Below are 25,793 nucleotides of genomic sequence, written 5' to 3'. Positions count from 1 at the left end.
TTACAAAATTAGCATCGCGTCGCCGAAGCTGAAAAAGCGATACTTCTCTGCTACAGCTTGTTCATAGGCAGAAATGACGTTTTCCCTTCCTGCTAAGGCACTTACAAGCATAATGAGCGTAGATTTTGGAAGGTGGAAATTTGTAATCATTCCATCAATTGCTTTAAATTCATACCCTGGAAAGATAAAAATATTGGTCCAGCCTGAAGAAGCAACAAATTTGCCGTTATGCTCAGTTGCAATCGTTTCAAGGGTACGGGTAGAAGTTGTGCCTACTGAAATAATGCGACCGCCTTTTTCGCGTACGCTGTTTAGTAAAGCAGCGGTTCCTTCACTCACTTGATAAAACTCTGAGTGCATATCGTGCTCTTCTAAGTCGTCAACGCTGACTGGACGGAATGTACCCAATCCGACATGAAGCGTTAAAAATGCAATATGCACACCTTTTTCTTTTAACTGTTCAAGCATCTCTTCTGTAAAGTGAAGACCTGCTGTTGGCGCTGCTGCAGAACCTTGTTCGCGAGCAAAAACCGTTTGGTAGCGCTCTTGATCATCCAAGCGTTCTTTAATATAAGGCGGCAGCGGCATTTCTCCCAGTTGTTCCAACACCTCATAAAAGATGCCTTCATAGTTAAATTCTAACAAACGTCCGCCTTGGTCGCTCGTTTCTTTACATACAGCTGTCAGACGTCCGTCACCAAACGAAATAACCGTGCCTTCTTTTACTCGCTTAGCCGGTTTTACAAGCGTCTCCCACGTATCGCCTTGTGTTTGTTTTAAAAGCAATACTTCAATATTAGCACCTGTATCTTCTTTTGTCCCAAATAATCGTGCAGGAAGAACACGCGTGTCGTTTAACACTAAACAATCTCCTTCTTGCACATAATCAAGAAGGTCATGAAACATATGATGCTTCACACTTCCTGTTTCCTTGTTTAATACCATGAGTCTTGACGCATCTCGCTGCTCAAGCGGCGTTTGGGCAATCAATTCTTCTGGTAAATGAAAATCAAATAAATCTACTTTCAAAATGTTCACCTGTTTCTACTTAATTATTTAAATTTGCCAATTACATAAAAAATAAGTGATAACACAACGCTTACTAGAATACATGTCACAATCGGGAAATAAAAGGTTGTATTTCCTTTTTTGATAAAAATATCGCCAGGAAGCTTGCCAACAAACTGCCATAATAGCCCAATGACGACTAAAATGCCCCCTAATGTGATAAGCATCTTAGGCATATCATTCACTGATCAGGCACCTCCAGCTGAAAATGATCATAAACCAAAGGCGTCACAATTCGTCCTCGCGGCGTTCGCTGCAAAAAGCCGATTTGCAATAGATACGGCTCGTATACGTCTTCAATTGTGTGAGACTCTTCACCAATAGTAGCCGATATGGTGTCTAACCCTACAGGTCCGCCCCTAAATTTTTCGATAATCCCTCTTAATAATTTATGGTCAATATGATCAAGACCTAAACGGTCCACCTGCAACATTTCTAATGCTTCGTTGGCAAGCCTTTCGGTTATGGCTCCGTCTCCTTTGACCTGAGCAAAATCTCTGACTCTTCGAAGCAAGCGATTCGCAATACGCGGGGTTCCCCTAGCACGCCTAGCCATCTCAAACGTAGCTTTCTCATCAATCTCTACATCTAAAATAGCGGCTGTCCTTTCTACTATCGAAGCAAGATCTTCTTCTTGGTAATATTCTAAACGGCTTAAAACGCCGAAGCGATCACGCAAAGGAGAAGATAAAAGCCCTGCTCTTGTCGTTGCACCTACTAGCGTAAACGGAGGCAAATCCAGACGGACGGAACGTGCACTCGGTCCTTTTCCAATAACAATATCTAAACAGAAATCTTCCATTGCTGGGTATAGTACTTCTTCAACCGAACGATTTAATCGATGAATTTCATCAATAAAAAGCACATCTCCAGGCTCTAAGCTAGTTAAAACTGCGGCTAAGTCTCCTGGACGCTCAATAGCTGGTCCTGAGGTCGTTCGGATTTGTACGCCCATTTCATTAGCGATAATAGTAGCAAGAGTTGTTTTCCCCAATCCTGGAGGACCATATAAAAGCACGTGATCTAACGTTTCGCTTCGCATTTTGGCAGCTTTAATAAAAATGTCAAGATGGGATTTTACTTTATGCTGACCAATGTACTGCTGTAAGGTTTGCGGCCGCAAACTTTGCTCGATGATTTCTTCTTCACCAAGAACATCTCCCGTTACAATACGATCGTCCATTTTACTCCTCCCTTACTTATTGTTTCAATAATCGTTTTAACGCTTCTTTAATATACTGATCCGTTGTCATCGTTTCCTTCATTAAAGCCGGAACAATTTTTTTGATTTCTCTTTCTGCATAACCTAATACTTTCAGTGCTTCAATCGCTTCATCGAGTGCTTCTGAACTTTGAGATTTGACTTCTTGTGCGTCCAAATCTGCAAATAAAGAAGGAACGGCATCTGGTACAATATCATGCAGTTTTCCTTTTAAATCTAGAATCATCTGTCGAGCTGTTTTTTTACCTACTCCTGGAAACTTAACTAAAAACTTCTCGTCTTCCTCTTCCACAGCTTGGACAACCTGCGCTGGATTACCTGACGCTAAAATAGCTAAACCGCCTTTTGGGCCGATTCCTGACACGCTAATTAACTTCATAAATAAATCCTTTTGTTCTCGGGAAGCAAACCCGTAAAGTGCAATTACGTCTTCTCTTACATATTGATAGGTGTAAACCGTCTTGGGTTGTTCATCAATTGAAAATACATATGGATTCGGCGTAAAGACTTGATAGCCTATCCCGTTGTTTTCGATTACTACATACTCAGGATTTATATATGTAACGGTGCCTTTAATATAATCAAACAATAAGCTCTCTCCTTAATCACGTACGCGCGGGCAGTGATCTTCAACTTTGCCTACGAAGAATCCTGCCCGCATCGTTCTCTATTTTCCTTTAAAGCTGCTTTTTAAAAAGACGTTCAAGAGAACGTTTGCCTCTTTTCATCTTTGTCAACCTATTTTTACAATAGCTGTAAAAAATAGAACCGCCCACTTCTATTGATGAATGACCTTTTAAAATATATACAATACTAGACTGCTGAATACCATTTTAACATATCGCCAAAAGCAAATAGAAGCAATTTAGAATGTTGAATTCAATAATTATTTTACCATACTAAAAAACGGCTACTTGATTGAAAGCGGCCGCTGCTGAAGCTGATAGATTTTATAGAAATTAATGAGAGAAAGATATTCATCTTTTGATTGAACGCGAATACCTTTCTTTAATTGTTCATGCTGATAACTCTCAAGCCTTTTGATGTCAATTTGAAAAAACGACTGTATAATGTGCTGCGACGAAGCTGGCTTGCCTTCAAATGCTGAGAGAATACCGTTAACAGAAAGCCCTACATAACCGTTTTCTTTTAAAATAGGTGAAATATCGTCTATGCTTGTTCTAAAAACTAGCTCTTGATCCGTTTCTTTAAGCAGTCGCCAATTTTTATATTTTTTCATTAATTGTTTTTTCGTCATAGAAGGGCTTTTGATCATCTCTTGACTTACGACTCCATCCACATACACGCACTCAAGAAATAATGTCATCGGCTCCTTTTCATTCGCATCTGCACGGTATGGCATTATACAAAGCACAATACTTACTAGCATTAAAAAAGCTGCTTGATGAATGACTTTCTTCACTCACCTTCACCTCACACGTTAATCATACTCTTTTTAGTATTATCTAAAAAGGTTTTGTGAAAATCTACACTAATAGTTTGACCTACTTATTTTCTTTTATCCTCTTATTTTATGAAGCAAATCCCTTTTACGATATTATGTTAAGAAAACATGGAGTATTTGTTACATTTGCACACTATTTGTAAAATTTTCTCTTGAACGTTTTAATTAAATTTTCGAAGGGTATGTACATAGTGGAAGTAATTGTAAGGACTTCTATTATCTATTTTCATAAAAAGGGAGCTGAAGTAATGAGAATGAATAAACGTGTAGTCGGAACTTTTTTTTCAGAGAAAGAAGCTTTAGATGTTATCCATAATTTAAAGCATCAAGGTTATCGAGAAACAGACATTATGGTTATTTCTAACAGTAAAAGCAATACATTTCAAATAGGTCACGATACAAATGTAATTATTGAAGCTGGTTCACCTGCCGTAAGTTCATTAGCTGGCGTCATGATGGATAACTTTTTTACCATGATGACAGGCGGCATGGGGCTCAAACAAGGAAACGGCTTGAAATCAAAATTAATCCGCATGGGCATACCAGACTTCTCAGCCGTGCAATGCGAGACAGATGTAGCTGCTGGTAAAATTCTAATCTTGATAGATGCCGTAAGCTCTGAACAAACTCCAGCGTACGGAACCTATACGGAACACAACGAGCATAGAGCCGTCCAACTACGTGAAGAAAAATTAGATGTCTTAAAAGAACGCGTCCAAGTGGGTGAAGTAAAACTCCACAAAAAAGTAATAGAGGAAGAAAGAACTGTACACGTTCCTGTTACGAGAGAAGAGTTTTATATTGAACGTCGCCCTGTAGTTGACGGAGACTATAACGCTGGGCCACTTACAGAAGATGAAATTATTCGTGTTCCAATCATGGAAGAACGAGTAGAAATAACCAAAAGACCAGTTATTGTTGAAGAAGTAATTATAGGAAAAAAACTTATTCAAGAAACAAAAGAATGGACTGAAACGATTAAGAAAGAAGAAGCAAGCGTAGAACCTTCAGGGCTCGCGAGCCCTGAAGTATACGAAAATATGATGAACTATACAGACAATACTTACGCTCAAGTTTCTGCAGCTCTAGCAAGCGACGTGGAAGCTGAATACGAAAATAGTCAGACAACTAACAACGAGAAGCCAAACACACAAGCTAATGAGACAAGCTCTTCTGCAAAAAATGTAAAAAATACAAAGAGTGTCGCTACGGCACCAGCAGATACGAAAAAAAGAGAAGGTCGCCTCAAACAAAATGAAACTAACGCTCAAAAGGAAGAAGCGGAATCCAAAACAACAAACAAATCTGCTTCTAACAAGAAAAATTAATAGTTACATGTTCGAGGAATAGCTGCCTGGCTTCAATGGCAGCTTTTTTATATGTCTTCTCATCAAAAAAACAGCCGTCCTTCACAGACAGCTGCTTCTTCATTTAACGATGTTTATGATTGACATTCTCATCGACTGATTCAAATAGACCATTGAAATTAGTTTGAATCGTATTTCGGTCTTTTCCATTTCGAATATCGTCATCAAGAGAGCGAGCGTTCATAAATACATCATGATCTACTTTTACTTGAACATTGTAGTCCTTTGCAATAGGCTTTACTTTATCGAGCACGTTTTGTTTTAAACGGCCGTTATTTATGTCTTTGGCCGGATCCACAGCAACTAATAGCTGATCTCCACGGACAACGGCGCGACTATTTTCTACACCTTTAACGCTTGCAGCCCGATCAGCCACTTTTTCTGTAAAGTCTCTTGGATAATCTTCACCATAATACATATTAGCAACACCATTTGTACGATCATTTGTATTATTGATGTTTCCATAAGGGTTTGTCGGATTGTCAAAACGTCCATCACTTACGTTTAACGGATAATTAGGTGTTCCATTCCCATCTAAAACTTCAGTCATTGGACCTTTCGGATTATCTACGCGATGTTCATTCGCTTTTTCATTTGTATGATACCCAACAGGCTGTGTCGTATCTGTATAGCGCTGTTCCATACCTTGGTCTTTGTTATTGCAAGCGCCAAGTCCCATCATACATGCAAAAGCTAAAGAAGTTGCTACATACCTATTCAACATAATCGCCCCCTAATTTAAGCTCTATTTACTCTGAGCTTACTATTAGGATTAAAAGACAAGCCGTTTCTTATTCGATGAAGTGTTTATAAACTCTTTACATGTCATGTAGGTTTTGTAAGTGCTGGTAAATCACTCGATAAAAATGTGTACGCTGTGACCATTCTTCGACTGATTGCTGCATTAACCTTTGGCGATTTGCCCATGATAAAGCAGAGACATTTACATTCCAGTTTCTCATCAGCATCGATGGAAATAGTAAAGAAGCAAGAAAAAAACGCTGCTTGCTTAATTCTTTTATTTTCGAGTGTTGAAGTAGTTCTTTCATCGACCACTGGACGTAAGGCAAAAAGCGCTGGACAAGCTGAACATAGTCATAAAGAGCAGGAGCTTTAGCCGATAAGTCAAAATCAATCATAACAATACCCAAGTGGTTTGTTTTCAAGAAATTATGTGAAGCAACGTCACCGTGAATAATGGAACAGTTCAACCCACTATCTTTGAAACGTTCCATTAAGACTAAAGCTTTTTCTCCCCAAGTCACAATGTCTTTATATACATGAAATTGATTAAATTCCCTAAATATATGTGAGGTTTCTCGAAAAGAGGAAAGCCGCTTTTTCCATTTTAAAATAAGATCATACTCAGAAAGCTTTGTATACGCGGCTATTTTCTTTTTATGAACTTCTCCATGATAGCGGATCAATGCTTGTAATACTTCTTCGCGATCCTGAAAACTTTCATACGTTACCTCTTTTACTTGCTTAACAAAAGGCATCATCGCCCAATACAAATGACGGTCCTTTATATAAAGTTCCCCTTCTGGGTAAGCTTCGAAATTAACAGCGTACCCTTGTTGAATCTGAGATAAAAAATGATAAACATGTTCAATTTTACCTTTGTCTCTGTATGCTTTTATTACTTTTTTTCCTTTATTCGTATCCGCTATGATGACATGAGGCTTTTTCATACGGTAGGTCTCAACGTGAATATCTCTTTTTTTCAAATAGAGAAAGAGACGATTTAAATTAAAATCGTCTCGTCTATAATAATCAATCTTCATCTTCGTCGTACTCATCATATTCTGGAATACTAAATGCATTTGGGTCAGACGCAGGATACGAAGGTACACCAATCATGCCATATGGGGCTAGATAGGGTGCCCTTGGGTCCTGAAAGCCATAAGGTACCTGCTGTTGGTACTGTGGATAAGGCTGCTGTGGTGCATAGTCGTCAGGTCTTGGTTCACCGCATCCGCAGTCTCCTTGCTGCTGTGGCGCATATTGCTGCCCATAATGGTAAGGTGCGTTTCCAAAACCATCGGAAGAACTTTCATAATGGCCACCTGTCATAGCTCCTTGTACTTGTGGATACATCGGTGCTTGATGATAGGCCGGATAAACGGGCTGCTGATATCCCCATGGAGGCGGACAAGGAGAACATTGTACCGGTCCATAGCAGCTGTGTGGCATCATTGGATACATTGGCATCGGTGCCATGTGAGCGCCCATTGCATGTTCTTCAAACGATTCGTTTTCATAACCGTGATGATGCATTGGAGCCTGTTGATACATTGGCATTGGATATGGCTGCGGTGCATACATTGGCGGATGACACGGCATATAATTAAATCCGTAGCCTGGCATCACAGGCGATATCGGCATGATTGGGTAACATGGCATTTGAGGAGGCATTTCTATACTCTCCATCTCAGGACTTTCTGGCGATTCATGCTTGGGTAGTTCTTTTGGTGCTTCTTTTTTTGGAGCCTGCATCGCCATATTAACGGTGTAATAATTGTTAATATCAATCTCAGGTGCAATTGGCTTTAATTTAGGAAGCTTTGGCGCAACTGGCATTTCTTTTTTAGGCTGCGCAATTGGTGCTTCTTTTTTAGGCTGTGCGACCGGTGCTTCTTTTTTTGGCTGCGCAATCGGCGCTTCCTTTTTCGGTTGAGCAATCGGTGCTTCTTTCTTTGGCTGCGCAATTGGTGCTTCTTTTATCGGTTGCATAAACGGTGTTTGAGCAGGCTGATTAGCTGACTTTTTCTCATCTGGACTTTCATCAATTTCCGTTACTGGATAAGCTTTTGTGGATTGGTCACTATAAGGATGTTGAACTTTAGGCATTTCTTTTATACCAGGTGAAGGAGCTCCTTCTTTTTGAACAGGCACTCCGCTTGTCGGAACTTTAATTTTCATTCCAGGCATGATCATGTCTGGATTGCTTAATTGAGAATTCGCTTTTTTTAACTCTTCAAAATTAACCCCATACTTTTCAGCGATTTTCCAAAGGGTATCCCCTTTTTGAACGATATGGATTTTCAACGTCATTCCCCTCCCGAGTAGAGTCTCTGCCATCTATATGTGCAAAATCAAAGTAAGTTCTGTTTGTTCATCACAAGATATGCCTTGAACCATTTTTTTATTCATTTCGCCCACAGTTTGGTTCAAGTTTTTATGATAAAGAAAAAAAGACTTATCAACACAAACAATATGTCAATAAGTCTTCTTTTAGACCTTCTCTTTTTAATTGTCTTAAAAATTTTTATGCTCGTTCTAACATATTCGTTAGCGCTTTGATCGCCCCTTGCGCTGTATGTTTATCCACCTTGATTTGATTCACTTCTGTTCCTTCTTCGATGCTTTCTAAAGCCCACAGCAAGTGAGGCAAATCAATTCGGTTCATCGTCAAACAAGGACACATATAAGGATTAAGCGAAACAATTTCTTTATCCGGATGACTGTTGATAATCCGTTTCACTAAGTTCATTTCCGTGCCAATGGCCCATTTAGAGCCTGAAGGAGCTTTTTCAATTGTATCAATAATATATTTTGTAGAACCTGCATAATCTGATTTTTGCACCACTTCATAAGAACACTCCGGATGAACAATAATATTCATATCAGGCTGCTTCTCGCGTAAATAATCAATATTTTTAACCGTGAAATTTTCGTGCACAGAACAGTGACCTTTCCACAGAATCACCTTGATGTTGTTTATATCCCCTTCATATTCAAGCATTTCTTCAATAGGATTCCAAATGGCCATTTCATCTAGTCCAACACCTAAATCATAAGCAGTGTTTCTGCCTAAATGCTGATCTGGCAAAAAGAGAATGCGCTCTTTTTTAGAAAATGCCCACTCCACCATATTTTTTGCATTTGACGATGTTACTGTTGCACCATCATGTTCGCCTACAAAAGATTTAATTGCAGCTGTAGAGTTCACATACGTAAGCGGAATAATCGTATCTCCGAAAAGATCCTGTAAGACAGGCCATGCCTTTTCTGTTTGCTGAATAGTAGCCATATCAGCCATTGAACAGCCAGCGCGCATATCGGGTAAAATGACTTTTTGATTTTCAGCTGTTAAAATATCAGCTGTTTCTGCCATGAAGTGAACGCCGCAAAACACAATATGCTCAGCTTCTCTATTTTCAGCTGCTATTTGAGCCAGCTGTAAGGAGTCTCCTACCGCATCTGCAAATTCGTACACTTCGTCTTTTTGATAATGATGGCCGAGCAGAAACAATTTGCTTCCGAGCTTTTTCTTGATTTCTAGTACTCTTCTTTTCATTTCATTTTCTGTGAGCTGCGTATATTTAGCGGGCAGCGTTTGCTGCTGAAGCGTTTGTAATAAACTCATGATTTCCTGTTCCCCTTTCTGTTAATAAGTCCAAGCTGATATCGATAGACCCTGCTGAATGCGTTAGAGCTCCAAGTGAAATATAGTCCACTCCGCTGTCTCTAAAAGAATGGAGCGTGCCAAGCGTAATTCCACCGGATGCTTCTGTGACAATATGAGCGGGAACCAGCGGTATCCAATCTTTAATGACTTCTGGAGAACAGTTATCGAACATAATGACATCTGCTCCTGCCTCTATTGCTTCTAGCAATTGACTTTTGTTTTCAATTTCTACTTCCACCTTAACCATATGTCCAACCTGCTCTCTTACTTTCACAACAGCGTCTAGAATAGATCCTGCATGTGCAATATGGTTATCTTTTAACATGACGCCATCGTACAATCCAAAACGATGATTATAACCTCCTCCAGCACGAACAGCATACTTTTCTAACATTCGCATACCAGGCGTTGTTTTTCGCGTGTCACATATGCGCGTATGTGAGCTGCCAAGCAGCGCTACGGCTTTGTGCGTCATCGTGGCAATGCCACTCATTCTTTGAAGTAAGTTTAAGATTACCCGTTCACCGGTCAAAATAGATCGCACGGGTCCTGAAACGGTAGCTATTTTATCGCCAGGCTTAAGAACATCTCCATCTTTTTTCTCGAAATTCACTTTCACGTCAGGGTCTATTAAATGAAATCCTTCTTTAATCAATTCCACTCCTGCGATAATACCTGATTGCTTTGCCGTGAACACAGCTTTCCCTTGGTCAGACGGAGAAAAAATAGCTTCACAGGTTATATCTCCATCTCCAATGTCTTCTATAAAAAAAGACTGCAATAGTTTTTGTAATTTCAACGTGTTCATTGTGCTACCTTCACCTTTCTTTTTAAATTTCCTTGCTTATAAAATCAATGACTGTTTTGTTGAAGCAGTAGACTGCTTAATAATTCGCTTATGCTCCCATTCTTGGTTTTCATGCGGAAAGTCACTTCGGTAATGTCCTCCTCTACTTTCTTTTCTTGCAAGAGAGGACTCTGCAATAAGCAGACCTGCAGTTAGCATATTGCAGATGGTCGCAGCTTCCCTCGAATATATAACTTCTTGATCAAGAGGTATTCCATCCAGATAATTTGTGAATTCATGCACAATAGTAGCCAATTCGTTTTCATGACGAATGATTCCTACACAATCCATCATTTTATGCTGAATTTGTCTTGTGGCAGGCAGTATTTTAGGCATGCCTTTATAGACGTAATGGACGGGGACATAACGAGATACCGTTCTCGCTTTATGTAAAATATGACGCCCTGTCCGTTTTCCAAATACAAGACACTCTAACAATGAATTGCTTGCTAGACGATTTGCTCCATGAACGCCTGTAGAAGAAACTTCCCCCACAGCATACAATCCTTCAACACTTGTTTGTCCGTAACCATCTACTTCAATTCCACCCATTAAAAAATGTGCGCCGGGAGTAACAGGTATTCGTTTTTTGTCCAGTTGAATTTTATACTTTCGACACAGTGCCGTAATCGTAGGAAATTTTCGTTGGAAATGAGCCACTTTTTCAATGTCTAAAAATATGGATCTTCCTTTTTTCATTTCATTAAAAATTGTCCTTGCTACAACATCTCGCGGTGCTAAATCCTTAAAGGGATGAACGCCTTCCATTATGCGTTCATTCCATTCATTTACCAGCACGCCACCTTCCCCTCGAACCGCTTCGGATACTAGACCTTTCGCTTCCTTTTGATACAAAAGCGTCGGATGAAACTGAACAAATTCTAAGTCCGCTAATTTTGCTCCAGCCCTGTACGCAAGCGCTAGCCCATCTCCTGTCGCAAGCGGCTGGTTAGATGTATGCTTGTACAAAGCGCCGATTCCTCCGGTAGCAATAACCGTTTGGCGAGCATGATATATAGTAATTTTGTTGTTTTCACCTTGTCCGATAGCACCTCTGCACGTTCCATCTACAGTTACTAAATGCTGAATCATTTCGTTTTCAATCACTGTAATATATGGCAGTACTTCTTTTTTCAAAAAAGCGAACAGCGCTTGTCCTGTTGCATCGCCACCTGCATGCAGAATACGATTCATACGATGGGCTCCTTCTTTTCCAAAATGCAGCGTACCATCTGGATTTTTATCAAACTTCATTCCTTTATGAATCAATTCATTTACTACAGCCGCACCTTCTTCCACTAAAGTGCGTACCGCTTGTTCATTGCAATGCTTATTGCCCGCAACCAACGTATCATAGAGATGTTCACTCCAGTGATCGCTGCTTCCAATAGCAGCTGCTACTCCGCCTTGAGCAAGAACTGAGTTATTGCGGTCAATTTTCCCTTTCGTTACCATTACAACTCTGTTATGACGACACAGTTCATAAGCTGCAGAAAACGCTGCTAATCCGCTTCCAATAATTAAAACATCCGTCTCTAACATTTTACACCTCTTTATTTACATGTGTCTTGACACCTATATTTACATATTATTAAATGAAAGACAAGAAGTTTTTTTATCGGAGGGAGAAAATGATTTATCTGGACTATGCAGCAACAACGCCAATGAGACAAGAAGCAATTGAAGTATATACTGAAGCGGCAACAAGCTATTATGGAAACTCCAGCAGCCTTCACACACTTGGAACACAAGCAGAGAATTTACTTACGCTATGCAGAAAAAAATTAAGCCTGTTAGTAAATTGTCGAGAGGATGATCTTTTTTTTACAAGCGGGGGAACAGAAGCTAATTACTTAGCTATTCATTCTCTTTTAAAAGGAAAAAATGACGAAAGAAAACATATAGTGACAACGAAGCTTGAACATTCTTCGGTTCTTCATACGTTGCAGCAGCTTGAAAAAGAAGGATTTTCCCTATCTTACGTACCTGTAGATCAAAACGGAGTTGTGTCTGTAGACGACTTAAAGAAAGCTATTCGACCTGACACTGTGCTAGTAGCCATTCAGCATATCAATCATGAGCTCGGTACAATTCAGCCAGTTGAGGATATTGGCCATTTTTTAGCTAAAAAAGAAATTCTCTTTCACTGTGATTGTGTTCAATCTTTCGGTAAGCTTCCTATTGATGTTAAAAAGCTGAAAGCTGATAGCATCTCAGTCTCTAGTCATAAAATTTACGGACCAAAAGGTGTAGGAATGGTATACATGAATTCAAGTTCTTCTTGGAAGCCTATTTACCATAAAGCAACTCATGAAAAAGGCTTTCGCCCTGGGACTGTAAATACAGCGGGCATTGCTGCCTTTACTGAAGCAGCTGAATGCGCATATGCAGAAATGAAGACCGCCCGAAGCCATTATGAGCGCTTAAAATCGTACTTACTGGAAAACCTAGAGCCTCTTGCTCCTTTTATAGAAGTAGAAGGTCTTGGGAACTCTCATTTTCCTGGAATTATTGGACTGACGTTTTCAAACATACAGGGTCAATATGTTATGTTACAATGTAATCGTCACGGAATTGCTATATCTACGGGAAGTGCCTGCCATGTAAATCAGCAGGAACCATTAGCTTCTCTACTTGCGATTGGGAAATCGACTGCGAATGCTAAGAACTTTGTACGTATTTCATTCAGTCAACATTCAACGTTTAAGCATATTGATCGACTCATATCCGTTTTTCATTTATTACAGCAAGAATTTATGACAGTGTAAAAGGAGGGATTAAAGGTGCCAGGAACTCAAAAGAAAATTCTTGGAGAAGAAAGAAGAGAACTTATTCTACAATGGTTACAAACAGAGAATAAACCAATGACAGGCAGTGAGCTTTCGAAACGAACAAACGTTAGCCGCCAAGTCATTGTACAAGATATTTCACTGCTTAAAGCTAAAAATGAGCCCATTATCGCAACAAGCCAAGGATATATTTATATTCAAAATCCATCTCAAACTACCGTGCATCAGCGAATTATTGCCTGTCAGCATACGCCAGAAGATGCTGAAAAGGAGCTTCTCCTGCTTGTTGACCACGGCGTTCTCGTAAAAGATGTAACCGTTGAACACCCTGTGTATGGTGAATTAACGGCTTCCGTTATGATTCAAACCCGAAAAGAAGTAGAAACGTTCATAGAAAAAATTCAAGAAACAAACGCAACTTATTTATCTCAGCTAACAGATGGGATTCACCTTCATACGATTGAAGCAGATACAATTGAAAAACTGAATGCTGCCTGCTTAGCTCTTGAAGAGGAAGGCTATTTAGTTTCGAATGAATAAAAAGGTGTTATAACAAAAAAAATCCCGCTTTAAAGCGGGATTTCTGTTTCAAGTAGTGTATGGGGATAGCTTCCTAAAAGCTCTACGCTACAGCCTAGTGCCTCAAGTTCAGCCATAGCCCCAGGGATTAATACTTCATCCATTTTTTGTTCAATATCAACGATAAAGAAATAGTTTCCAAGCCCTGTTTTCATAGGACGGGATTCAATTTTAGACAGATTTAGCTTACGCCAGGAGAAGGCTGAAAGCACTTGATGAAGCGCTCCTGCCTGATCAGATGGAAGTGTAATCATTAACGTTGTCTTGCACCCGTTTCCAGCTAAAAATGGCACCTCTTGCCCTCCATCTTTATGCAGAATAACAAATCTTGTTGTATTATGATCATAATCATGAATGTTCGGGCAGGCAATATGTAATCCATATTCATGGGCTGCTAACCCATTCGCAATAGCTCCAATATTAAGCTCAGGGTGTTCGCTTACATACTTCGCAGCAAACGCCGTTGATGTCATCTCTTCTACTGCAGTTGACGTACATTCTCCGTGTAAAAATTTATGACACTGCGCAATTGCATGAGGATGAGAATAAATCGTTTCAATGTTTTTCCACTGTTTTGCACGAGATGGATGAACCATTAAATGCTGACGAATTGGAAGCACAATTTCCCCAACAATCGGCAGACGACGTTCATGAATAAGATAATCAAGTGTTAAATTTACAGATCCTTCAAGTGCATTTTCTAACGGTACAATTCCATACTCAATTTCTCCGTTATCCACTGCATCAATGCATGCTGGAATTGTTTTGTATGGAATATGGTCGTGCTGTTTAAATACGCCTTGGACGGCTACATGTGTAAATGTTGCCTTTGGTCCTAAATATCCTACTTTCCCCACAATCATGCCTCTCCTTATCTATATCTGTTTGCCATTATGCCCCTGAACCAAGCACGTCCACTTTATCTACAAACTCTAAGCTTTTCAGTCTTCGCAGCATTTCATTTAATTCAACATTCATGCTTGCTGTATCTAATGAAAGAGTTACGTTGGCACGCCCTTGTAAAGGGATGGTTTGGTGAATCGTTAACACATTGCATCCCGATGATGCAACGGTGCTCAATAAATGTGATAAAGTTCCTGATCGATCTTCAATATGAAAAAATAGTGAAATAATTCGCTGTTTGACAACCGTCTGAAACGGAAAGACCGTGTCGCGGTACTTATAAAAAGCACTGCGACTCAAGTCTACGGCTTGTACAGCATCTGCTACCGATTCAGCTTTTCCCCGTTCAATTAACAGCTTCGCATCCAATGTTTTTTTCATCGCTTCTGGTAATACATCTTCGCGAACTAAATAAAACTGCTTATCGCTCTTATGCAAGTAAAGCCCCTCCCCTTATCCTATGAACAACAATTAGTCAATAAATTCAAATTCATATTCAAACAGCTTTACAATATCGCCATCTTTTGCTCCTCGTTCACGAAGGGCTTCATCGACGCCCATGCCTCGAAGCTGACGCGCAAATCGACGAACTGATTCTTCACGTGAGAAGTCAGTCATCTTGAATAATTTTTCGATTTTTTCACCGCTTAATACGTATGAGCCATCACTATCACGCGTAATAACAAATTCCACTTCTTTCTTTTCATGCTTGTACAGTACGCGGTGCATAGATAGATCTTCCTCTTCTTGCATTGGGAATTCCGGCGTAGTTTCTACAAGATCAGCTACTGTAAATAACAGTTCGCGGATTCCATCACGTGTTGCTGCAGAAATTGGAAAGACTTTCACTTCGTCTCCTACTTTTTCTTTGAATGCAGCTAGATTCTCTTCAGCTTGCGGGATATCCATTTTATTTGCTACCACTACTTGCGGACGTTCTGTTAAACGCATATTATATTGACGCAGCTCTTCATTAATGGTTAAGTAATCTTCATATGGATCACGGCCTTCTAAACCTGACATATCGATTACATGGACAATAACGCGGGTACGTTCAATGTGACGTAAAAACTGATGACCTAATCCTACCCCTTCATGTGCACCTTCGATTAGCCCTGGTAAATCCGCCATCACAAAACTGCGATTATCTTCTGTTTCAACTACTCCTAAATTCGGATTAATTGTTGTAAAATGATATTCAGCAATTTTTGGCTTTGCAGCAGACGTTACGGATAATAACGTTGACTTTCCAACACTTGGGAAACCAACTAATCCTACATCCGCTAATACTTTTAATTCAAGAATTACATTTCTCTCTTTACCTGGCTCTCCATTTTCTGAAAGCTCCGGTGCTGGATTTGCAGGTGTAGCAAAACGCGTATTCCCACGCCCTCCGCGTCCACCTTTAGCAATCACTGCGCGCTGGCCGTGCTCAACTAAATCAGCAATCGTTTCGTTCGTATCTTCATCTAACACAACCGTACCTGGTGGAACTTTTACAACCATCGGCTCAGCGTTACGTCCGTGCTGTCCTTTTGACATTCCATGTTCACCGCGGCTTGCTTTAAAGTGACGCTTATAGCGGAAATCCATCAGCGTACGTAATCCTTCTTCTACTTCAAAGATGACATCTGCACCGTGACCACCATCACCACCTGCAGGACCTCCTTTTGGTACGTACTTTTCGCGACGAAAGGCAACCATTCCATTTCCTCCGTCGCCACCTTTTACATATACCTTGACCTGATCTACAAACATTTCTTTTTCACTCCGTTCTATATCTTAGCTCCTGCAATAGCAAAAGCGCTGTTAACTTATTGTAAGCATAAGGCTAAATTCATCTTCAGACATATGCTGTTCAACCAATGCAACTCCTTGAGCGCACTCATAACATTGTAGCTTGTTTTGTAGCTTCTGTATATCTGTTAGTATTCCACTAAAGTCAAAAAAGAAACGAATTCCCCGTTCTTCAATGCATACTGAAATACTCAAATAGTTTTCTGCATGATAATCAACATATTTTTCGAGTGCTTCTGTCAAATAGCAACACCAGTTGTATACGAACTCATCGTATTGTGATAAATCCTTCAATTCTCCGAGCACTTCCACATCTAAGCGAACAGCATGGTTATTCCAATGATAGGTCATAACAAAGCCCGCAAACAGTCGCATATTGATGTTTGTTAACTTGGATTCATGTTTGGATTCATTTACAATTTCTTCAATGATTTCATTCGCTCGATCAAGCCGATTCAACGCTAGATTGCCTTTGATTAATTGCAGCTTATTTAACCAATCATGCCGCGCGTATCTTAATACCTCTACGACATCCCATTCTTTTTCCATCTTAGCACTCCTAACTTTGACTCGAGCATAAGTATTTCACAACGCTGACAAACATCTCGTATCAATCTTCTTAGATATGTTCGATTATAACAAATTCCAATGGGTAATAGGTGAAATATTCTACAAAAAGAAAACTCTAACCTACTTGGGTTAGAGTTTTCTTTTTGTATCTTATGCTTCTTGAGCAACAGGGTATACAGATACTTTTTTACGGTCACGACCGAAACGTTCAAATTTAACGATACCGTCGATTTGAGCGAATAAAGTATCATCTCCACCACGACCTACGTTTGCACCTGGGTAAATTTTAGTACCGCGTTGACGGTATAAAATTGAACCACCAGATACGAATTGGCCATCAGCACGTTTAGCACCAAGACGTTTCGAGATTGAATCACGACCGTTTTTAGTACTACCTACTCCTTTTTTAGAAGCGAAGAATTGAAGGTCTAATCTTACTAACATGACATCCACCTCCTGTTTAGTTGTCGTTAATTTTTATATAATTACTGTAATCTAATTCGATCGTTTTCAGTGAAACAACCATACCTTCTAATAGCAATTGAATCTGTTCCAATGTGAACGAATCCACATCATTTGGAATCTCACAACGGAGATACCCACCATCTCCACCTTGCTCTAAGTGCGGTTCAACCCCACTTATTGAAAAGATAGCATTAATTGTCCCAAATGAAACTGCAGATGCTCCCGCACAAACAAGATCTTTTCCGTGTTCGGAAAAGTCAGCATGTCCACTCATCGTGAACCCGTCAACTTTCTTATTTGCATCACGAGAAATCGTCACCTTAATCATTTGTTATAATTACGCGTTGATAGCGTCGATTACAACTTTTGTGTAAGGTTGACGGTGACCTTGCTTACGACGATAGTTTTTCTTTGCTTTGTATTTAAATACAGTGATCTTTTTAGCGCGACCTTGTTTTTCAACTTTAGCCGTAACTGTTGCACCTTCTACGAAAGGAACACCAACTTTCACGCTGTCGCCACCTACAAATAATACTTTGTCAAAAGTAACTGTTTCGCCTTGTTCACCAGCAAGTTTTTCAACGTAGATTGCTTGACCAGCCTCTACTTTAATTTGCTTACCACCAGTTTCAATAATTGCGTACATTCTCTGCACCTCCTCTAAAAACTAAGACTCGCCATCACAGGTGTTCAAGTGAACTTAAAACCTGTTCTGAGCGGTTGTAGCACGGGTGCTACAAACCAACATATTAAATCTTACTACAAATCAAAGGTTAGTGTCAATTGGAATTCATGTTTTCTTCTAAAATTTTATATAGAAGCAGAGACCCTTTTTTGGATCTGCTCATTCGACCCCAATTGACGCAAAACAAATGCGTTTGTATAATCATCGCTTGGTGTAAGGTATATGGTTTTTTTTACCATTTTCTCTAAAGCGTTGAGAAATCCTTGAGCCTTCATTTCATTTATAACATCACTTCGCGTCTCAATCCAAATAGCCTCTTCTTCCGCGCCGCGATGTTCCCAAATTACACGTTCAATTTGAAAAGCAGCCGTTTTGGAATCAATCATTTTACCGGTTCCTTCACATACTTCACAAGGCATAGTTAATGTTGATCCAATACTATTGCGCACTTTCTTCCGCGTTAATTGCAATATGCCAAGCTCTGTAAAGCCAACTATATTCGTCCGCACTTCATCTTGTTCACATAGCTTTTTCATGTATCTTTCTACTTCTGTCCGATCTTCTTTATGAGGCATATTTATAAAATCAATTAAGATCATGCCGCCTAAGTGACGTAATTGCATCTGTTTGGACAGTTCATACGCAGCTTCCATATTTGTTTGAAGCATTGTCTTTCGAATATTATCTTTTCCTGAAAACTTCCCCGTGTTCACGTCCACGACCGTCATCGCTTCCGTTTCGTCAATAACGATATAGCCTCCGCTTTTGAGCCACACGATTCGCTTTAAAAGCTTCTCTATTTGCCGTTCCAGATCGTAAAAAGAGAAAATATTTTCATTTCCTTTATAGTACTCTATTGACAAGTTAGAGTAGGTAGTTTGAAGATGCTGATATAGGTCGAAGTCATCTACTACTATCCCATCAATTCCTTGTTGAAGTGCAGCTTGCACTCTTGTTTCGAGAAAATCTTGTCCTTTGCTGACTAGGGCAGGAGCTTTCATTACCTGTGTCTGTCGTTCAAGGCGCTCATATTTTTTCTGTAGCTCTTTTATTTTATGTTGGACCGCGGCTTCTGATTTTTCTGCAATCGCTGTTCGAAATAAAAAGCCTTCCATCCCCTGTTTTAACCGCTCACCAAGCTGTTTCCACTGTTGTCGTTTTGGCTCAGCTATTTTTTTGGATACAGCGACATAGTTTCCGTGCGGTAAATATACAAGCTCATCAGAAGAAAATTCAATGATACCCGTCAGCTTGGGCCCTTTTGTCCCAATGCCTTCTTTTACAACTTGAACCAATACTTTTTCTCCTTCACGAATAAAAGCAGACATCGGCTGCTGATCTTTGTGAGGATTCTCTGACTGCTGATAGGATACAAGTTCATTTCGATGAATAAACCCGTTCATTGATAAACCGATATCGATAAAGGCTGCTTGCATATGCGGCAGTACTTTTACTACTTTACCCCAATATATATCACCAATAATTTGATTCTCGCTTTGTTCTTCTAAATAGATTTTTTCTAGTGCTTTATCGTTTATCACGGCTATACGTTTTGAAGAAGTAGCCGCGTTAATAATACATGCCTTCACATACATTGCCTCACTTTAATCTAAATTCATAGGAAAAAGTTCGGTCAGTGCAACCGAACTTTTTTCATTCTATTCTATGTTACTAGAAATCAGTAAACTGTTACAAGTTCGTCTAGTTGGCTATTTGTTCTTTTTTCTACAAAGTAAGCGTGTAAAAGTTCATTTTCATCAATCTGTACATGCTCGCCTGTTTGAGATGTAGCAATAATCATATGCTTACAACCTCTTTGGAATTTTTGCAGAACTTGATGGAGCGTCTCACTGGTTGATACACTTAACGTTTTTAAAGCTCCAATTGGATGCTCTTTGCCATGATATCTCTCCAACAAAAAGCGCATGTAGACAAATTGCCTGCTCTTCCATTCCAAATATCCGGATATAATTAAAAATGAAATAACAATCCATAAGTGCAGCTGAAAAGGATACATAATGACGGCGTAAATAATACCGACAGCTAAAAAAAACGTTGATAACCGGAGCGCGAGCTTATGCGCTTCTAAAAATGGTAAAGACCGACTGCAAATTAAAAAAAGCAGCTTCCCTCCGTCCAATGGCCAAATGGGCAAAAGATTAAACAGTAAAATCACCGTGCATTGAAACATAAATTGCTCATACGTTTCCAAAGACAACACATTTATTTTCATTAATAAGAAAGCAGCTCCAAACATCCAGAGATGCTGAAGAGGTCCACTTATTGTCACAATAAACTCTTCTCGAAATGGACGATTCCCATGTTCATCTACTTCTGCTACTCCCCCAAAAGGTAAGAGCATAATTCTGCGAATCCGCCAAGAAAAACACTGAGCCGCTACGGCGTGGCCCAGTTCATGAATAATTACAATAATAAATAACAAAAAAAGCTGCTTTACCGTAGCCGTTAAGATACCAATTACGAAAACCCCCCAAAACAATGGATGAATGTGAATTTTCATCAATAACGAAAAAGCACTATTCAAATTGAATCACCTGACTAGGATCCACAAACTTATCGCCTTTTTTAATAGCAAAATAGAATGTTCCAGCATCGCCTTTTTTACTGTTTTCCACAATTCCTACTTCTTTGCCTTTATTTACAAAATCATACATACTAACATTGATTTTTTTGAGCTGTCCATACCAAGTTTCGGTTCCATCGGCATGTTGAATAATAACGGTATTCCCAGTATCATCACGTTTTCCTACATACCTTACGATACCTTCACTCATTGCTTCTACAACCGAATCCAATCCTGTTTGAACCGTCACGCCTTGCTTACTTTGAGCAAATGTTTCCGTTACTTTCCCTGAAGCTGGAGTAGCATATTCTCCGCTTACACTTTGCTCCGTTTTGCTAGACTCTTTATTCGGCAATAGCGTTAACGGCTTCCCAAACTTATCTTCGTACCAGGAGGAAACAGCTGCAAACTGAAATTCTTTATCCATTGTTTGTTGAACCACCACTCTGGCCTGTTCAAAAGTAGGAGAAGCGTTCTTGAACATAATCCCTACAATTAACACTAAGCAGGCTGAAGCTAAGATTTTAAATAAAAAGCGGTCTTTTCGAAATAACGGGTGATATTCCTTTGCTGATGGTGTGTATTCAACCGCAGAATAATCCATCGATCCATATTTTTCTTCTTCGCTCATTAAGGACGTATGAAGAGGTTCTTGAGGAAGACGCTTCGTTGTATTTAATTGTTTTCGCTTACGCTCAGCAATTCGTTTACGGATTTCATCAGCACGTCGATTCATGATTCATCATTCTCCTTGTTCTTATCGTATAATCAACTATATGACTTGTCCGTGGAGCTTATGACAGCTTGACTCTACAAAATCACACAAATAAAAAAAGCTTCCTCTATCGGAAGCTTTTTAAGAACGAACACCAAAGAATCGTTTAATACGTGCAAACATTCCCTTATCTTCTTCATCTAACGATTGAAGAGGAACCGTTTCACCTAGAATACGTCTTGCAATATTACGATATGCAATTGATGCTTTGCTTGATGGGTCCATGACAATTGGTTCACCGTTGTTAGAAGCACGAATAACATTTTCATCGTCAGCAACGATTCCAATTAAATCAACAGCCAGAAGCTGAGAAATTTCTTCCACGTCCAGCATGTCTCCATTTTTCATCATATGACTACGGATTCGGTTAATAACCAGTTTTGGAGACTCGATATCCTCTTGCTCCAATAATCCAATAATACGGTCAGCATCACGAACAGCTGAAACTTCCGGTGTTGTCACAACGAGTGCCTTATCAGCGCCAGCTACGGCATTCTTATAGCCTTGTTCAATACCAGCTGGGCAATCAATAACCACATAGTCATAGTCTTGCTTTAACTGAAGAACTAACTCTCTCATTTGTTCTGGTTGAACAGCTGTTTTGTCACTCGTTTGAGCAGCAGGAAGTAAGTACAAACATTCAAAACGCTTGTCCTTAATCAAGGCTTTTTGCGGTTGGCATCGACCTTCTACCACGTCTACAAGATCATAAATAATACGATTTTCAAGCCCCATTACAACATCCAAGTTGCGTAAGCCGATATCAGTGTCTACTAGACACACGCGCTTTCCAGCTAATGCTAGAGCAGTACCTAAATTGGCTGATGTCGTTGTTTTTCCAACTCCACCTTTACCAGACGTAACAACAATAGCCTCTCCCACTGTCAAATTCTCCTTTCTACCCTGGTCAAATTCGGTCTTAGATGCGGTAAAGTTTGCACGCGATCTATCACCATTTGATCATTATCATCTAAGTATGCACATTCCATTATATTCTCTTCCTTCTCACTGCGCTCTTCTTCTGATCGGGTAATGATATCAGCAATGCGCAGCTGTGAAGGTTTCATTAACGATGCAGCAATAACGGCGTTTTTATTGCCTCGATATCCTGCATGAGCAATCCCTTTTAAAGCACCTAATACAAATAAATTTCCTCCAGCTACAACGGTTCCTCCGGGATTTACGTCTCCGACTAGAAGCAAATCGCCTTCTACATGGAGAACCTGTCCTGAACGAACTACCTTTGTAACAGATACTAATTCACTTTCTTCTCTTACTCGGACTGCATCTTGCTTTAAAATAACGTTACTATCAATTTGTTTAACTACTAAATACTGATTTTCTTCTATGAGCGCCTTCAATTCGGTTTCCTGCTCTGTAGTTAAATAACGATTTCCGATTTTGACATACACTGTGACGATCTGATCGGCATCGCCATGCTTATTTGTCAAAAGCTTCGTCTTAAGTTCCGTCAAAAGCTCTGCAAATGAACATGTATCATTGAGATGCAACGTTAATCCATCTTTTGTTCCTTTAATTGTCACATTTTGTTGCTTTTGTTTATTCAAGACGCTCACCTCAACGAATATATAATTTCGACAGAGACTTACTCAATTCCTTTTTTTCGTTTCTTCAATCAGCATTTTTATCCTATCATGAACGAGAAGCGTAATATATGTTCCGATCAGCGTTCATCGATAAATTTAGCGAAATATTGAAAACATCTTTGAAGCGGAAATGCAAAAATGAGTGCAAATATGGCATTTAAAATGATGGTTGCGTAAAATCGCTCTTGCAAGAAGCGACCAATGGTCATATCAGATATATTAATAATGCTATTAATTCCATATACATAAAACTCAATAATGGCTACAGCTAATAGCGACATGCAGATTACGATAAGCGTATTTTGCTGAAAAATCTTCATTAGTTTTGATACGATATAGCATACGGCCGGCAATCCAAGCGCGTATACTCCTAAGACATCCGTAAAGGCAATATCGTACATGAATCCAAGGATTACCCCATATAGCATCGCTTGCTTTGGGTGATAATACACTGACATAAAAGCCAGTACCACTACAACAAAATGAGGCGATAGAATCCAGTCTCGCCATGGTGATGCCATGGCGACAAAATTAACAAAGATACTTTCAAACATAAAAACGACAAGCACGAGAATAGGAAGGACAAACCGCTTCATCAGTTAGCCTCCTCCGCCCCTAAATCGTCTTCAGCAGCGGGCGCACTTCTTTTAGCTACAACTACGTTATCTAAGTCATACAAGTCAGCAGCAGGTTTGATATAAGCTTTTTTCGTTAATCCATATTCATCAGGCTCAATTTTTGTGATAACGCCAATTGGAAGATTGCTAGGGAAAATACCGTCTTCTTGTCCTAGACCAGACGTTACTACTTTTTGCTTTTCTTTAATATCAGCATCAAATGGAATACGACGCATAACAAGCGCCTGTTCTTTATCATCATAGCCTTCAATTAAACCAAACACTTCTTTTTTAGCCTGAATTTTAGCAGATACACGGTTTGTACGATCTGATGAACTAATTAACTGCACAGTAGATGTGAACTTAGATGCATGCTTCACTTTACCAATCAGCCCTTCAGGAGTCATAACAGCCATATTTTCCTGCACATTATGAACCGTCCCTTTATCAATGGCAATTACCTCATGCCAACGGTCTGGATTACGAGCAATAACTGTTGCTTCGATTGGGTTGTATTGACTTAAATCCGTTTTTTTGTCGAGCTGTGCTCTTAATTTTTTATTTTCTTGCTGCAAAGCGTTGGCTTTCGTTTCTAATTGCATGCGTTCGTCTAAACGGGCTTTTAATACCTCGTTTTCTTCGTATGTACGCTTTAAGTCACCTACATTCTGAAAGAAACCCGCTACAAATTGTGCGGGTTCATTAAAGGTAGCCTGAACAAGACCAACCGTATCTTTGACAAACTGTTCAGGCCACGTTACATTTTTACGACCATTTAACGAAAAGCCAATCAATGCCACTAATACAATAATACTGACTAATAAAATAACTAAACGTTTATTTAAGAAAAATTGTGGCACGATCTACACCTCTTAATATTTAGCGATATGAATCGCTTGTACGATTTTTAAATAAATCAATGTGTTCTAACGCTTTACCAGTTCCAATTGCAACACAGTCAAGCGGATCTTCTGCGATGACAACCGGCATATTTGTTTCCTCACTAATAACTTTATCTAAATTACGTAGCAATGCGCCACCGCCTGTTAATACAATACCGCGATCCATAATATCCGCCGCAAGTTCAGGTGGTGTTTTTTCTAATGTACTTTTTACTGAATCTACAATAGAAGCCACTGTATCTTTTAGCGCTTCTGCAATTTCTTCTGCTGAAATTTCGATTGTTTTCGGTAGACCTGTTAGTAAGTCACGTCCGCGAATTTCCATATTTTCAATACCTTCTGGAATTCCGGCAGAACCGACTTCTACTTTTAATGCTTCTGACGTACGCTCACCGATCATTAAATTGTAATTCTTGCGAATATATTGAATAATCGCTTCATCCATCTCGTCCCCAGCGATACGGATTGACTGACATGTTACGATTCCTCCTAAAGAAATAATCGCAACTTCTGTTGTTCCTCCGCCAATATCTACTACCATACTTCCCGTTGGCTCCCAAACCGGTAGATTGGCGCCGATTGCTGCAGCAAACGGTTCTTCAATTGTATACGCATCACGCGCGCCAGCCTGACGAGTCGCATCAATAACGGCACGTTTCTCAACAGCTGTAATGCCAGAAGGTACACAAACCATTACATACGGCTTACCCGCAAACAAACTTTTTGTTTTTTGAGCTTGATTGATGTAATATTTCATCATCGTCGCAGTTGTTTCGTAATCTGCAATAACTCCATCTTTCATTGGACGAAGGGCTACTACGTTCCCAGGTGTACGACCAATCATATTTTTTGCATCGTTACCTACCGCAACGATTTGTTTTGTATCAGTTTGCAAAGCCACAACAGACGGCTCACGCACAACAATTCCTTTTCCTTTTACATAAACGAGCGTATTTGCAGTACCCAAATCTATTCCAAGGTCTCTAGTACCGATTCCAAACATGTGTCTCTTCCTTTCTCTTACCAAAATGCAAAGGTAAAAATTCCATAATTCAATTTCTTCATTTCATAAGTAACATTTTTTATTTTCTATACTTTTTTCATAGATGTCAACGCCAAATATTGTATGATAAAAAGTCA

At 39.6% G+C, this 25,793-nt stretch carries 29 protein-coding genes and 1 other annotated feature; of the genes, 3 read left to right on the top strand and 26 right to left on the bottom strand.

Annotation, left to right across the window (positions count from 1 at the left end):
• The 5 genes from queA to AC4NPH_RS12410 all read right to left on the bottom strand — a co-directional run bounded on the left by queA (position 1) and on the right by AC4NPH_RS12410 (position 3,713).
• A complete protein-coding gene (gene queA / locus AC4NPH_RS12430; protein WP_013059318.1) occupies positions 1-1,029 on the bottom strand; it encodes a tRNA preQ1(34) S-adenosylmethionine ribosyltransferase-isomerase QueA in 1,029 nt (342 codons plus the stop codon).
• 23 nt (positions 1,030-1,052) lie between these two features.
• The gene (locus tag AC4NPH_RS12425) at positions 1,053-1,253 is read right to left on the bottom strand and encodes a DUF2905 domain-containing protein (protein WP_013059319.1); all 201 of its coding nucleotides are present in this window, start codon (positions 1,251-1,253) and stop codon (positions 1,053-1,055) included.
• Entirely contained in the window at positions 1,250-2,251 is a 1,002-nt protein-coding gene (gene ruvB / locus AC4NPH_RS12420) for a Holliday junction branch migration DNA helicase RuvB (protein ID WP_013059320.1), read from the bottom strand. The genes AC4NPH_RS12425 and ruvB overlap by 4 nt, the downstream gene beginning before the upstream one ends.
• Before the next feature lie 16 nt (positions 2,252-2,267).
• Complete coding sequence (gene ruvA, locus AC4NPH_RS12415) at positions 2,268-2,879, bottom strand: Holliday junction branch migration protein RuvA (RefSeq protein ID WP_013059321.1); 612 nt, start codon at positions 2,877-2,879, stop codon at positions 2,268-2,270.
• Positions 2,880-3,200: 321 nt separating this feature from the next.
• A complete protein-coding gene (locus AC4NPH_RS12410; protein ID WP_081252168.1) occupies positions 3,201-3,713 on the bottom strand; it encodes a BofC C-terminal domain-containing protein in 513 nt (170 codons plus the stop codon).
• Positions 3,714-4,003: 290 nt separating this feature from the next.
• On the opposite strand from AC4NPH_RS12410, the gene AC4NPH_RS12405 reads away from it, so the two are divergent.
• Positions 4,004-5,083 carry a YsnF/AvaK domain-containing protein gene (locus AC4NPH_RS12405; RefSeq protein WP_429582125.1) on the top strand — a complete coding sequence of 360 codons (1,080 nt, stop codon included), beginning with the start codon at positions 4,004-4,006 and terminating at the stop codon, positions 5,081-5,083.
• Between the two features lie 103 nt (positions 5,084-5,186).
• On the opposite strand, the gene AC4NPH_RS12400 is transcribed toward AC4NPH_RS12405, so the two are convergent.
• The 6 genes from AC4NPH_RS12400 to nadB all read right to left on the bottom strand — a co-directional run bounded on the left by AC4NPH_RS12400 (position 5,187) and on the right by nadB (position 11,922).
• The gene (locus AC4NPH_RS12400) at positions 5,187-5,846 is read right to left on the bottom strand and encodes a YhcN/YlaJ family sporulation lipoprotein (protein WP_013059324.1); all 660 of its coding nucleotides are present in this window, start codon (positions 5,844-5,846) and stop codon (positions 5,187-5,189) included.
• A gap of 94 nt (positions 5,847-5,940) precedes the next feature.
• Positions 5,941-6,906 carry a phosphotransferase gene (locus AC4NPH_RS12395; RefSeq protein WP_228541022.1) on the bottom strand — a complete coding sequence of 322 codons (966 nt, stop codon included), beginning with the start codon at positions 6,904-6,906 and terminating at the stop codon, positions 5,941-5,943.
• Positions 6,896-8,176 (bottom strand): SafA/ExsA family spore coat assembly protein, encoded by a 1,281-nt coding sequence (gene safA, locus AC4NPH_RS12390; protein ID WP_097812591.1) that lies wholly within the window; start codon positions 8,174-8,176, stop codon positions 6,896-6,898. Before safA ends, AC4NPH_RS12395 begins: the two co-directional genes overlap by 11 nt.
• Positions 8,177-8,390: 214 nt before the next feature.
• Positions 8,391-9,491, bottom strand: coding sequence for a quinolinate synthase NadA (gene nadA, locus AC4NPH_RS12385; protein WP_055992468.1), 1,101 nt, complete (start codon positions 9,489-9,491; stop codon positions 8,391-8,393).
• Positions 9,448-10,341, bottom strand: coding sequence for a carboxylating nicotinate-nucleotide diphosphorylase (gene nadC, locus AC4NPH_RS12380; RefSeq protein ID WP_013059328.1), 894 nt, complete (start codon positions 10,339-10,341; stop codon positions 9,448-9,450). Before nadC ends, nadA begins: the two co-directional genes overlap by 44 nt.
• A 36-nt stretch (positions 10,342-10,377) precedes the next feature.
• Positions 10,378-11,922 (bottom strand): L-aspartate oxidase, encoded by a 1,545-nt coding sequence (gene nadB, locus AC4NPH_RS12375; RefSeq protein WP_013059329.1) that lies wholly within the window; start codon positions 11,920-11,922, stop codon positions 10,378-10,380.
• 89 nt (positions 11,923-12,011) lie between these two features.
• On the opposite strand from nadB, the gene AC4NPH_RS12370 reads away from it, so the two are divergent.
• Positions 12,012-13,148 (top strand): IscS subfamily cysteine desulfurase, encoded by a 1,137-nt coding sequence (locus AC4NPH_RS12370; protein WP_098399859.1) that lies wholly within the window; start codon positions 12,012-12,014, stop codon positions 13,146-13,148.
• A 15-nt stretch (positions 13,149-13,163) separates the two neighbouring features.
• The gene (locus AC4NPH_RS12365; protein WP_013059330.1) at positions 13,164-13,709 is read left to right on the top strand and encodes a transcription repressor NadR; all 546 of its coding nucleotides are present in this window, start codon (positions 13,164-13,166) and stop codon (positions 13,707-13,709) included.
• A 29-nt stretch (positions 13,710-13,738) separates the two neighbouring features.
• Here AC4NPH_RS12365 and pheA read toward each other — a convergent pair whose 3' ends face one another.
• The 15 genes from pheA to AC4NPH_RS12290 form a co-directional block, all read right to left on the bottom strand.
• Entirely contained in the window at positions 13,739-14,611 is an 873-nt protein-coding gene (gene pheA, locus AC4NPH_RS12360; protein WP_013059331.1) for a prephenate dehydratase, read from the bottom strand.
• Positions 14,612-14,639: 28 nt separating this feature from the next.
• Positions 14,640-15,089: an ACT domain-containing protein gene (locus AC4NPH_RS12355; RefSeq protein WP_013059332.1), complete on the bottom strand. Its 450-nt coding sequence runs from the start codon at positions 15,087-15,089 to the stop codon at positions 14,640-14,642.
• Between the two features lie 33 nt (positions 15,090-15,122).
• Positions 15,123-16,409 (bottom strand): GTPase ObgE, encoded by a 1,287-nt coding sequence (obgE, locus tag AC4NPH_RS12350; protein ID WP_013059333.1) that lies wholly within the window; start codon positions 16,407-16,409, stop codon positions 15,123-15,125.
• 51 nt (positions 16,410-16,460) lie between these two features.
• Positions 16,461-16,997: a Spo0B C-terminal domain-containing protein gene (locus tag AC4NPH_RS12345; protein ID WP_029320103.1), complete on the bottom strand. Its 537-nt coding sequence runs from the start codon at positions 16,995-16,997 to the stop codon at positions 16,461-16,463.
• A 171-nt stretch (positions 16,998-17,168) separates the two neighbouring features.
• Positions 17,169-17,462, bottom strand: coding sequence for a 50S ribosomal protein L27 (gene rpmA / locus AC4NPH_RS12340; protein WP_013059335.1), 294 nt, complete (start codon positions 17,460-17,462; stop codon positions 17,169-17,171).
• A gap of 16 nt (positions 17,463-17,478) precedes the next feature.
• Positions 17,479-17,811, bottom strand: a complete 333-nt coding sequence (locus tag AC4NPH_RS12335) for a ribosomal-processing cysteine protease Prp (RefSeq protein WP_097812590.1) — start codon at positions 17,809-17,811, stop codon at positions 17,479-17,481.
• A 9-nt stretch (positions 17,812-17,820) separates the two neighbouring features.
• On the bottom strand, positions 17,821-18,129 hold the full coding sequence (rplU, locus tag AC4NPH_RS12330; protein WP_013059337.1) for a 50S ribosomal protein L21: 309 nt from the start codon (positions 18,127-18,129) through the stop codon (positions 17,821-17,823).
• A gap of 14 nt (positions 18,130-18,143) precedes the next feature.
• Positions 18,144-18,215, bottom strand: a sequence feature (ribosomal protein L21 leader region).
• 78 nt (positions 18,216-18,293) lie between these two features.
• Complete coding sequence (locus AC4NPH_RS12325; RefSeq protein WP_063672725.1) at positions 18,294-19,763, bottom strand: Rne/Rng family ribonuclease; 1,470 nt, start codon at positions 19,761-19,763, stop codon at positions 18,294-18,296.
• 83 nt (positions 19,764-19,846) lie between these two features.
• Positions 19,847-20,713 (bottom strand): M50 family metallopeptidase, encoded by an 867-nt coding sequence (locus AC4NPH_RS12320; protein ID WP_053487751.1) that lies wholly within the window; start codon positions 20,711-20,713, stop codon positions 19,847-19,849.
• Positions 20,706-21,488 carry a M23 family metallopeptidase gene (locus AC4NPH_RS12315; RefSeq protein ID WP_013059340.1) on the bottom strand — a complete coding sequence of 261 codons (783 nt, stop codon included), beginning with the start codon at positions 21,486-21,488 and terminating at the stop codon, positions 20,706-20,708. The genes AC4NPH_RS12320 and AC4NPH_RS12315 overlap by 8 nt, the downstream gene beginning before the upstream one ends.
• A 120-nt stretch (positions 21,489-21,608) precedes the next feature.
• On the bottom strand, positions 21,609-22,409 hold the full coding sequence (gene minD, locus AC4NPH_RS12310; RefSeq protein ID WP_013059341.1) for a septum site-determining protein MinD: 801 nt from the start codon (positions 22,407-22,409) through the stop codon (positions 21,609-21,611).
• A gap of 2 nt (positions 22,410-22,411) precedes the next feature.
• A complete protein-coding gene (gene minC / locus AC4NPH_RS12305; RefSeq protein WP_013059342.1) occupies positions 22,412-23,095 on the bottom strand; it encodes a septum site-determining protein MinC in 684 nt (227 codons plus the stop codon).
• A gap of 116 nt (positions 23,096-23,211) precedes the next feature.
• Complete coding sequence (gene mreD / locus AC4NPH_RS12300; RefSeq protein ID WP_013059343.1) at positions 23,212-23,730, bottom strand: rod shape-determining protein MreD; 519 nt, start codon at positions 23,728-23,730, stop codon at positions 23,212-23,214.
• Entirely contained in the window at positions 23,730-24,611 is an 882-nt protein-coding gene (mreC, locus tag AC4NPH_RS12295; RefSeq protein WP_013059344.1) for a rod shape-determining protein MreC, read from the bottom strand. Before mreC ends, mreD begins: the two co-directional genes overlap by 1 nt.
• 19 nt (positions 24,612-24,630) lie before the next feature.
• The gene (locus AC4NPH_RS12290) at positions 24,631-25,656 is read right to left on the bottom strand and encodes a rod shape-determining protein (RefSeq protein ID WP_013059345.1); all 1,026 of its coding nucleotides are present in this window, start codon (positions 25,654-25,656) and stop codon (positions 24,631-24,633) included.
• Positions 25,657-25,793: the final 137 nt, after the last annotated feature.

The organism is Priestia sp. MDV22-iso46 (assembly GCF_058629175.1).
The sequence above is the reverse complement of the archived record's forward strand: the minus strand, read 5'-3'. Positions and strand labels throughout refer to the sequence as shown.

Coding starts and splice junctions, on each gene's coding strand:
- ruvB (WP_013059320.1), bottom strand. CDS start 2,251: ATGGACGATCGTATTGTAACGGGAGATGTTCTTGGTGAAGAAGAAATC.
- AC4NPH_RS12405 (WP_429582125.1), top strand. CDS start 4,004: ATGAGAATGAATAAACGTGTAGTCGGAACTTTTTTTTCAGAGAAAGAA.
- AC4NPH_RS12400 (WP_013059324.1), bottom strand. CDS start 5,846: ATGTTGAATAGGTATGTAGCAACTTCTTTAGCTTTTGCATGTATGATG.
- AC4NPH_RS12395 (WP_228541022.1), bottom strand. CDS start 6,906: ATGAAGATTGATTATTATAGACGAGACGATTTTAATTTAAATCGTCTC.
- safA (WP_097812591.1), bottom strand. CDS start 8,176: ATGACGTTGAAAATCCATATCGTTCAAAAAGGGGATACCCTTTGGAAA.
- nadA (WP_055992468.1), bottom strand. CDS start 9,491: ATGAGTTTATTACAAACGCTTCAGCAGCAAACGCTGCCCGCTAAATAT.
- nadC (WP_013059328.1), bottom strand. CDS start 10,341: ATGAACACGTTGAAATTACAAAAACTATTGCAGTCTTTTTTTATAGAA.
- nadB (WP_013059329.1), bottom strand. CDS start 11,922: ATGTTAGAGACGGATGTTTTAATTATTGGAAGCGGATTAGCAGCGTTT.
- AC4NPH_RS12370 (WP_098399859.1), top strand. CDS start 12,012: ATGATTTATCTGGACTATGCAGCAACAACGCCAATGAGACAAGAAGCA.
- pheA (WP_013059331.1), bottom strand. CDS start 14,611: ATGATTGTGGGGAAAGTAGGATATTTAGGACCAAAGGCAACATTTACA.
- obgE (WP_013059333.1), bottom strand. CDS start 16,409: ATGTTTGTAGATCAGGTCAAGGTATATGTAAAAGGTGGCGACGGAGGA.
- AC4NPH_RS12345 (WP_029320103.1), bottom strand. CDS start 16,997: ATGGAAAAAGAATGGGATGTCGTAGAGGTATTAAGATACGCGCGGCAT.
- rpmA (WP_013059335.1), bottom strand. CDS start 17,462: ATGTTAGTAAGATTAGACCTTCAATTCTTCGCTTCTAAAAAAGGAGTA.
- AC4NPH_RS12335 (WP_097812590.1), bottom strand. CDS start 17,811: ATGATTAAGGTGACGATTTCTCGTGATGCAAATAAGAAAGTTGACGGG.
- rplU (WP_013059337.1), bottom strand. CDS start 18,129: ATGTACGCAATTATTGAAACTGGTGGTAAGCAAATTAAAGTAGAGGCT.
- AC4NPH_RS12325 (WP_063672725.1), bottom strand. CDS start 19,763: ATGTATGTGAAGGCATGTATTATTAACGCGGCTACTTCTTCAAAACGT.
- AC4NPH_RS12315 (WP_013059340.1), bottom strand. CDS start 21,488: ATGAATCGACGTGCTGATGAAATCCGTAAACGAATTGCTGAGCGTAAG.
- mreD (WP_013059343.1), bottom strand. CDS start 23,730: ATGAAGCGGTTTGTCCTTCCTATTCTCGTGCTTGTCGTTTTTATGTTT.
- AC4NPH_RS12290 (WP_013059345.1), bottom strand. CDS start 25,656: ATGTTTGGAATCGGTACTAGAGACCTTGGAATAGATTTGGGTACTGCA.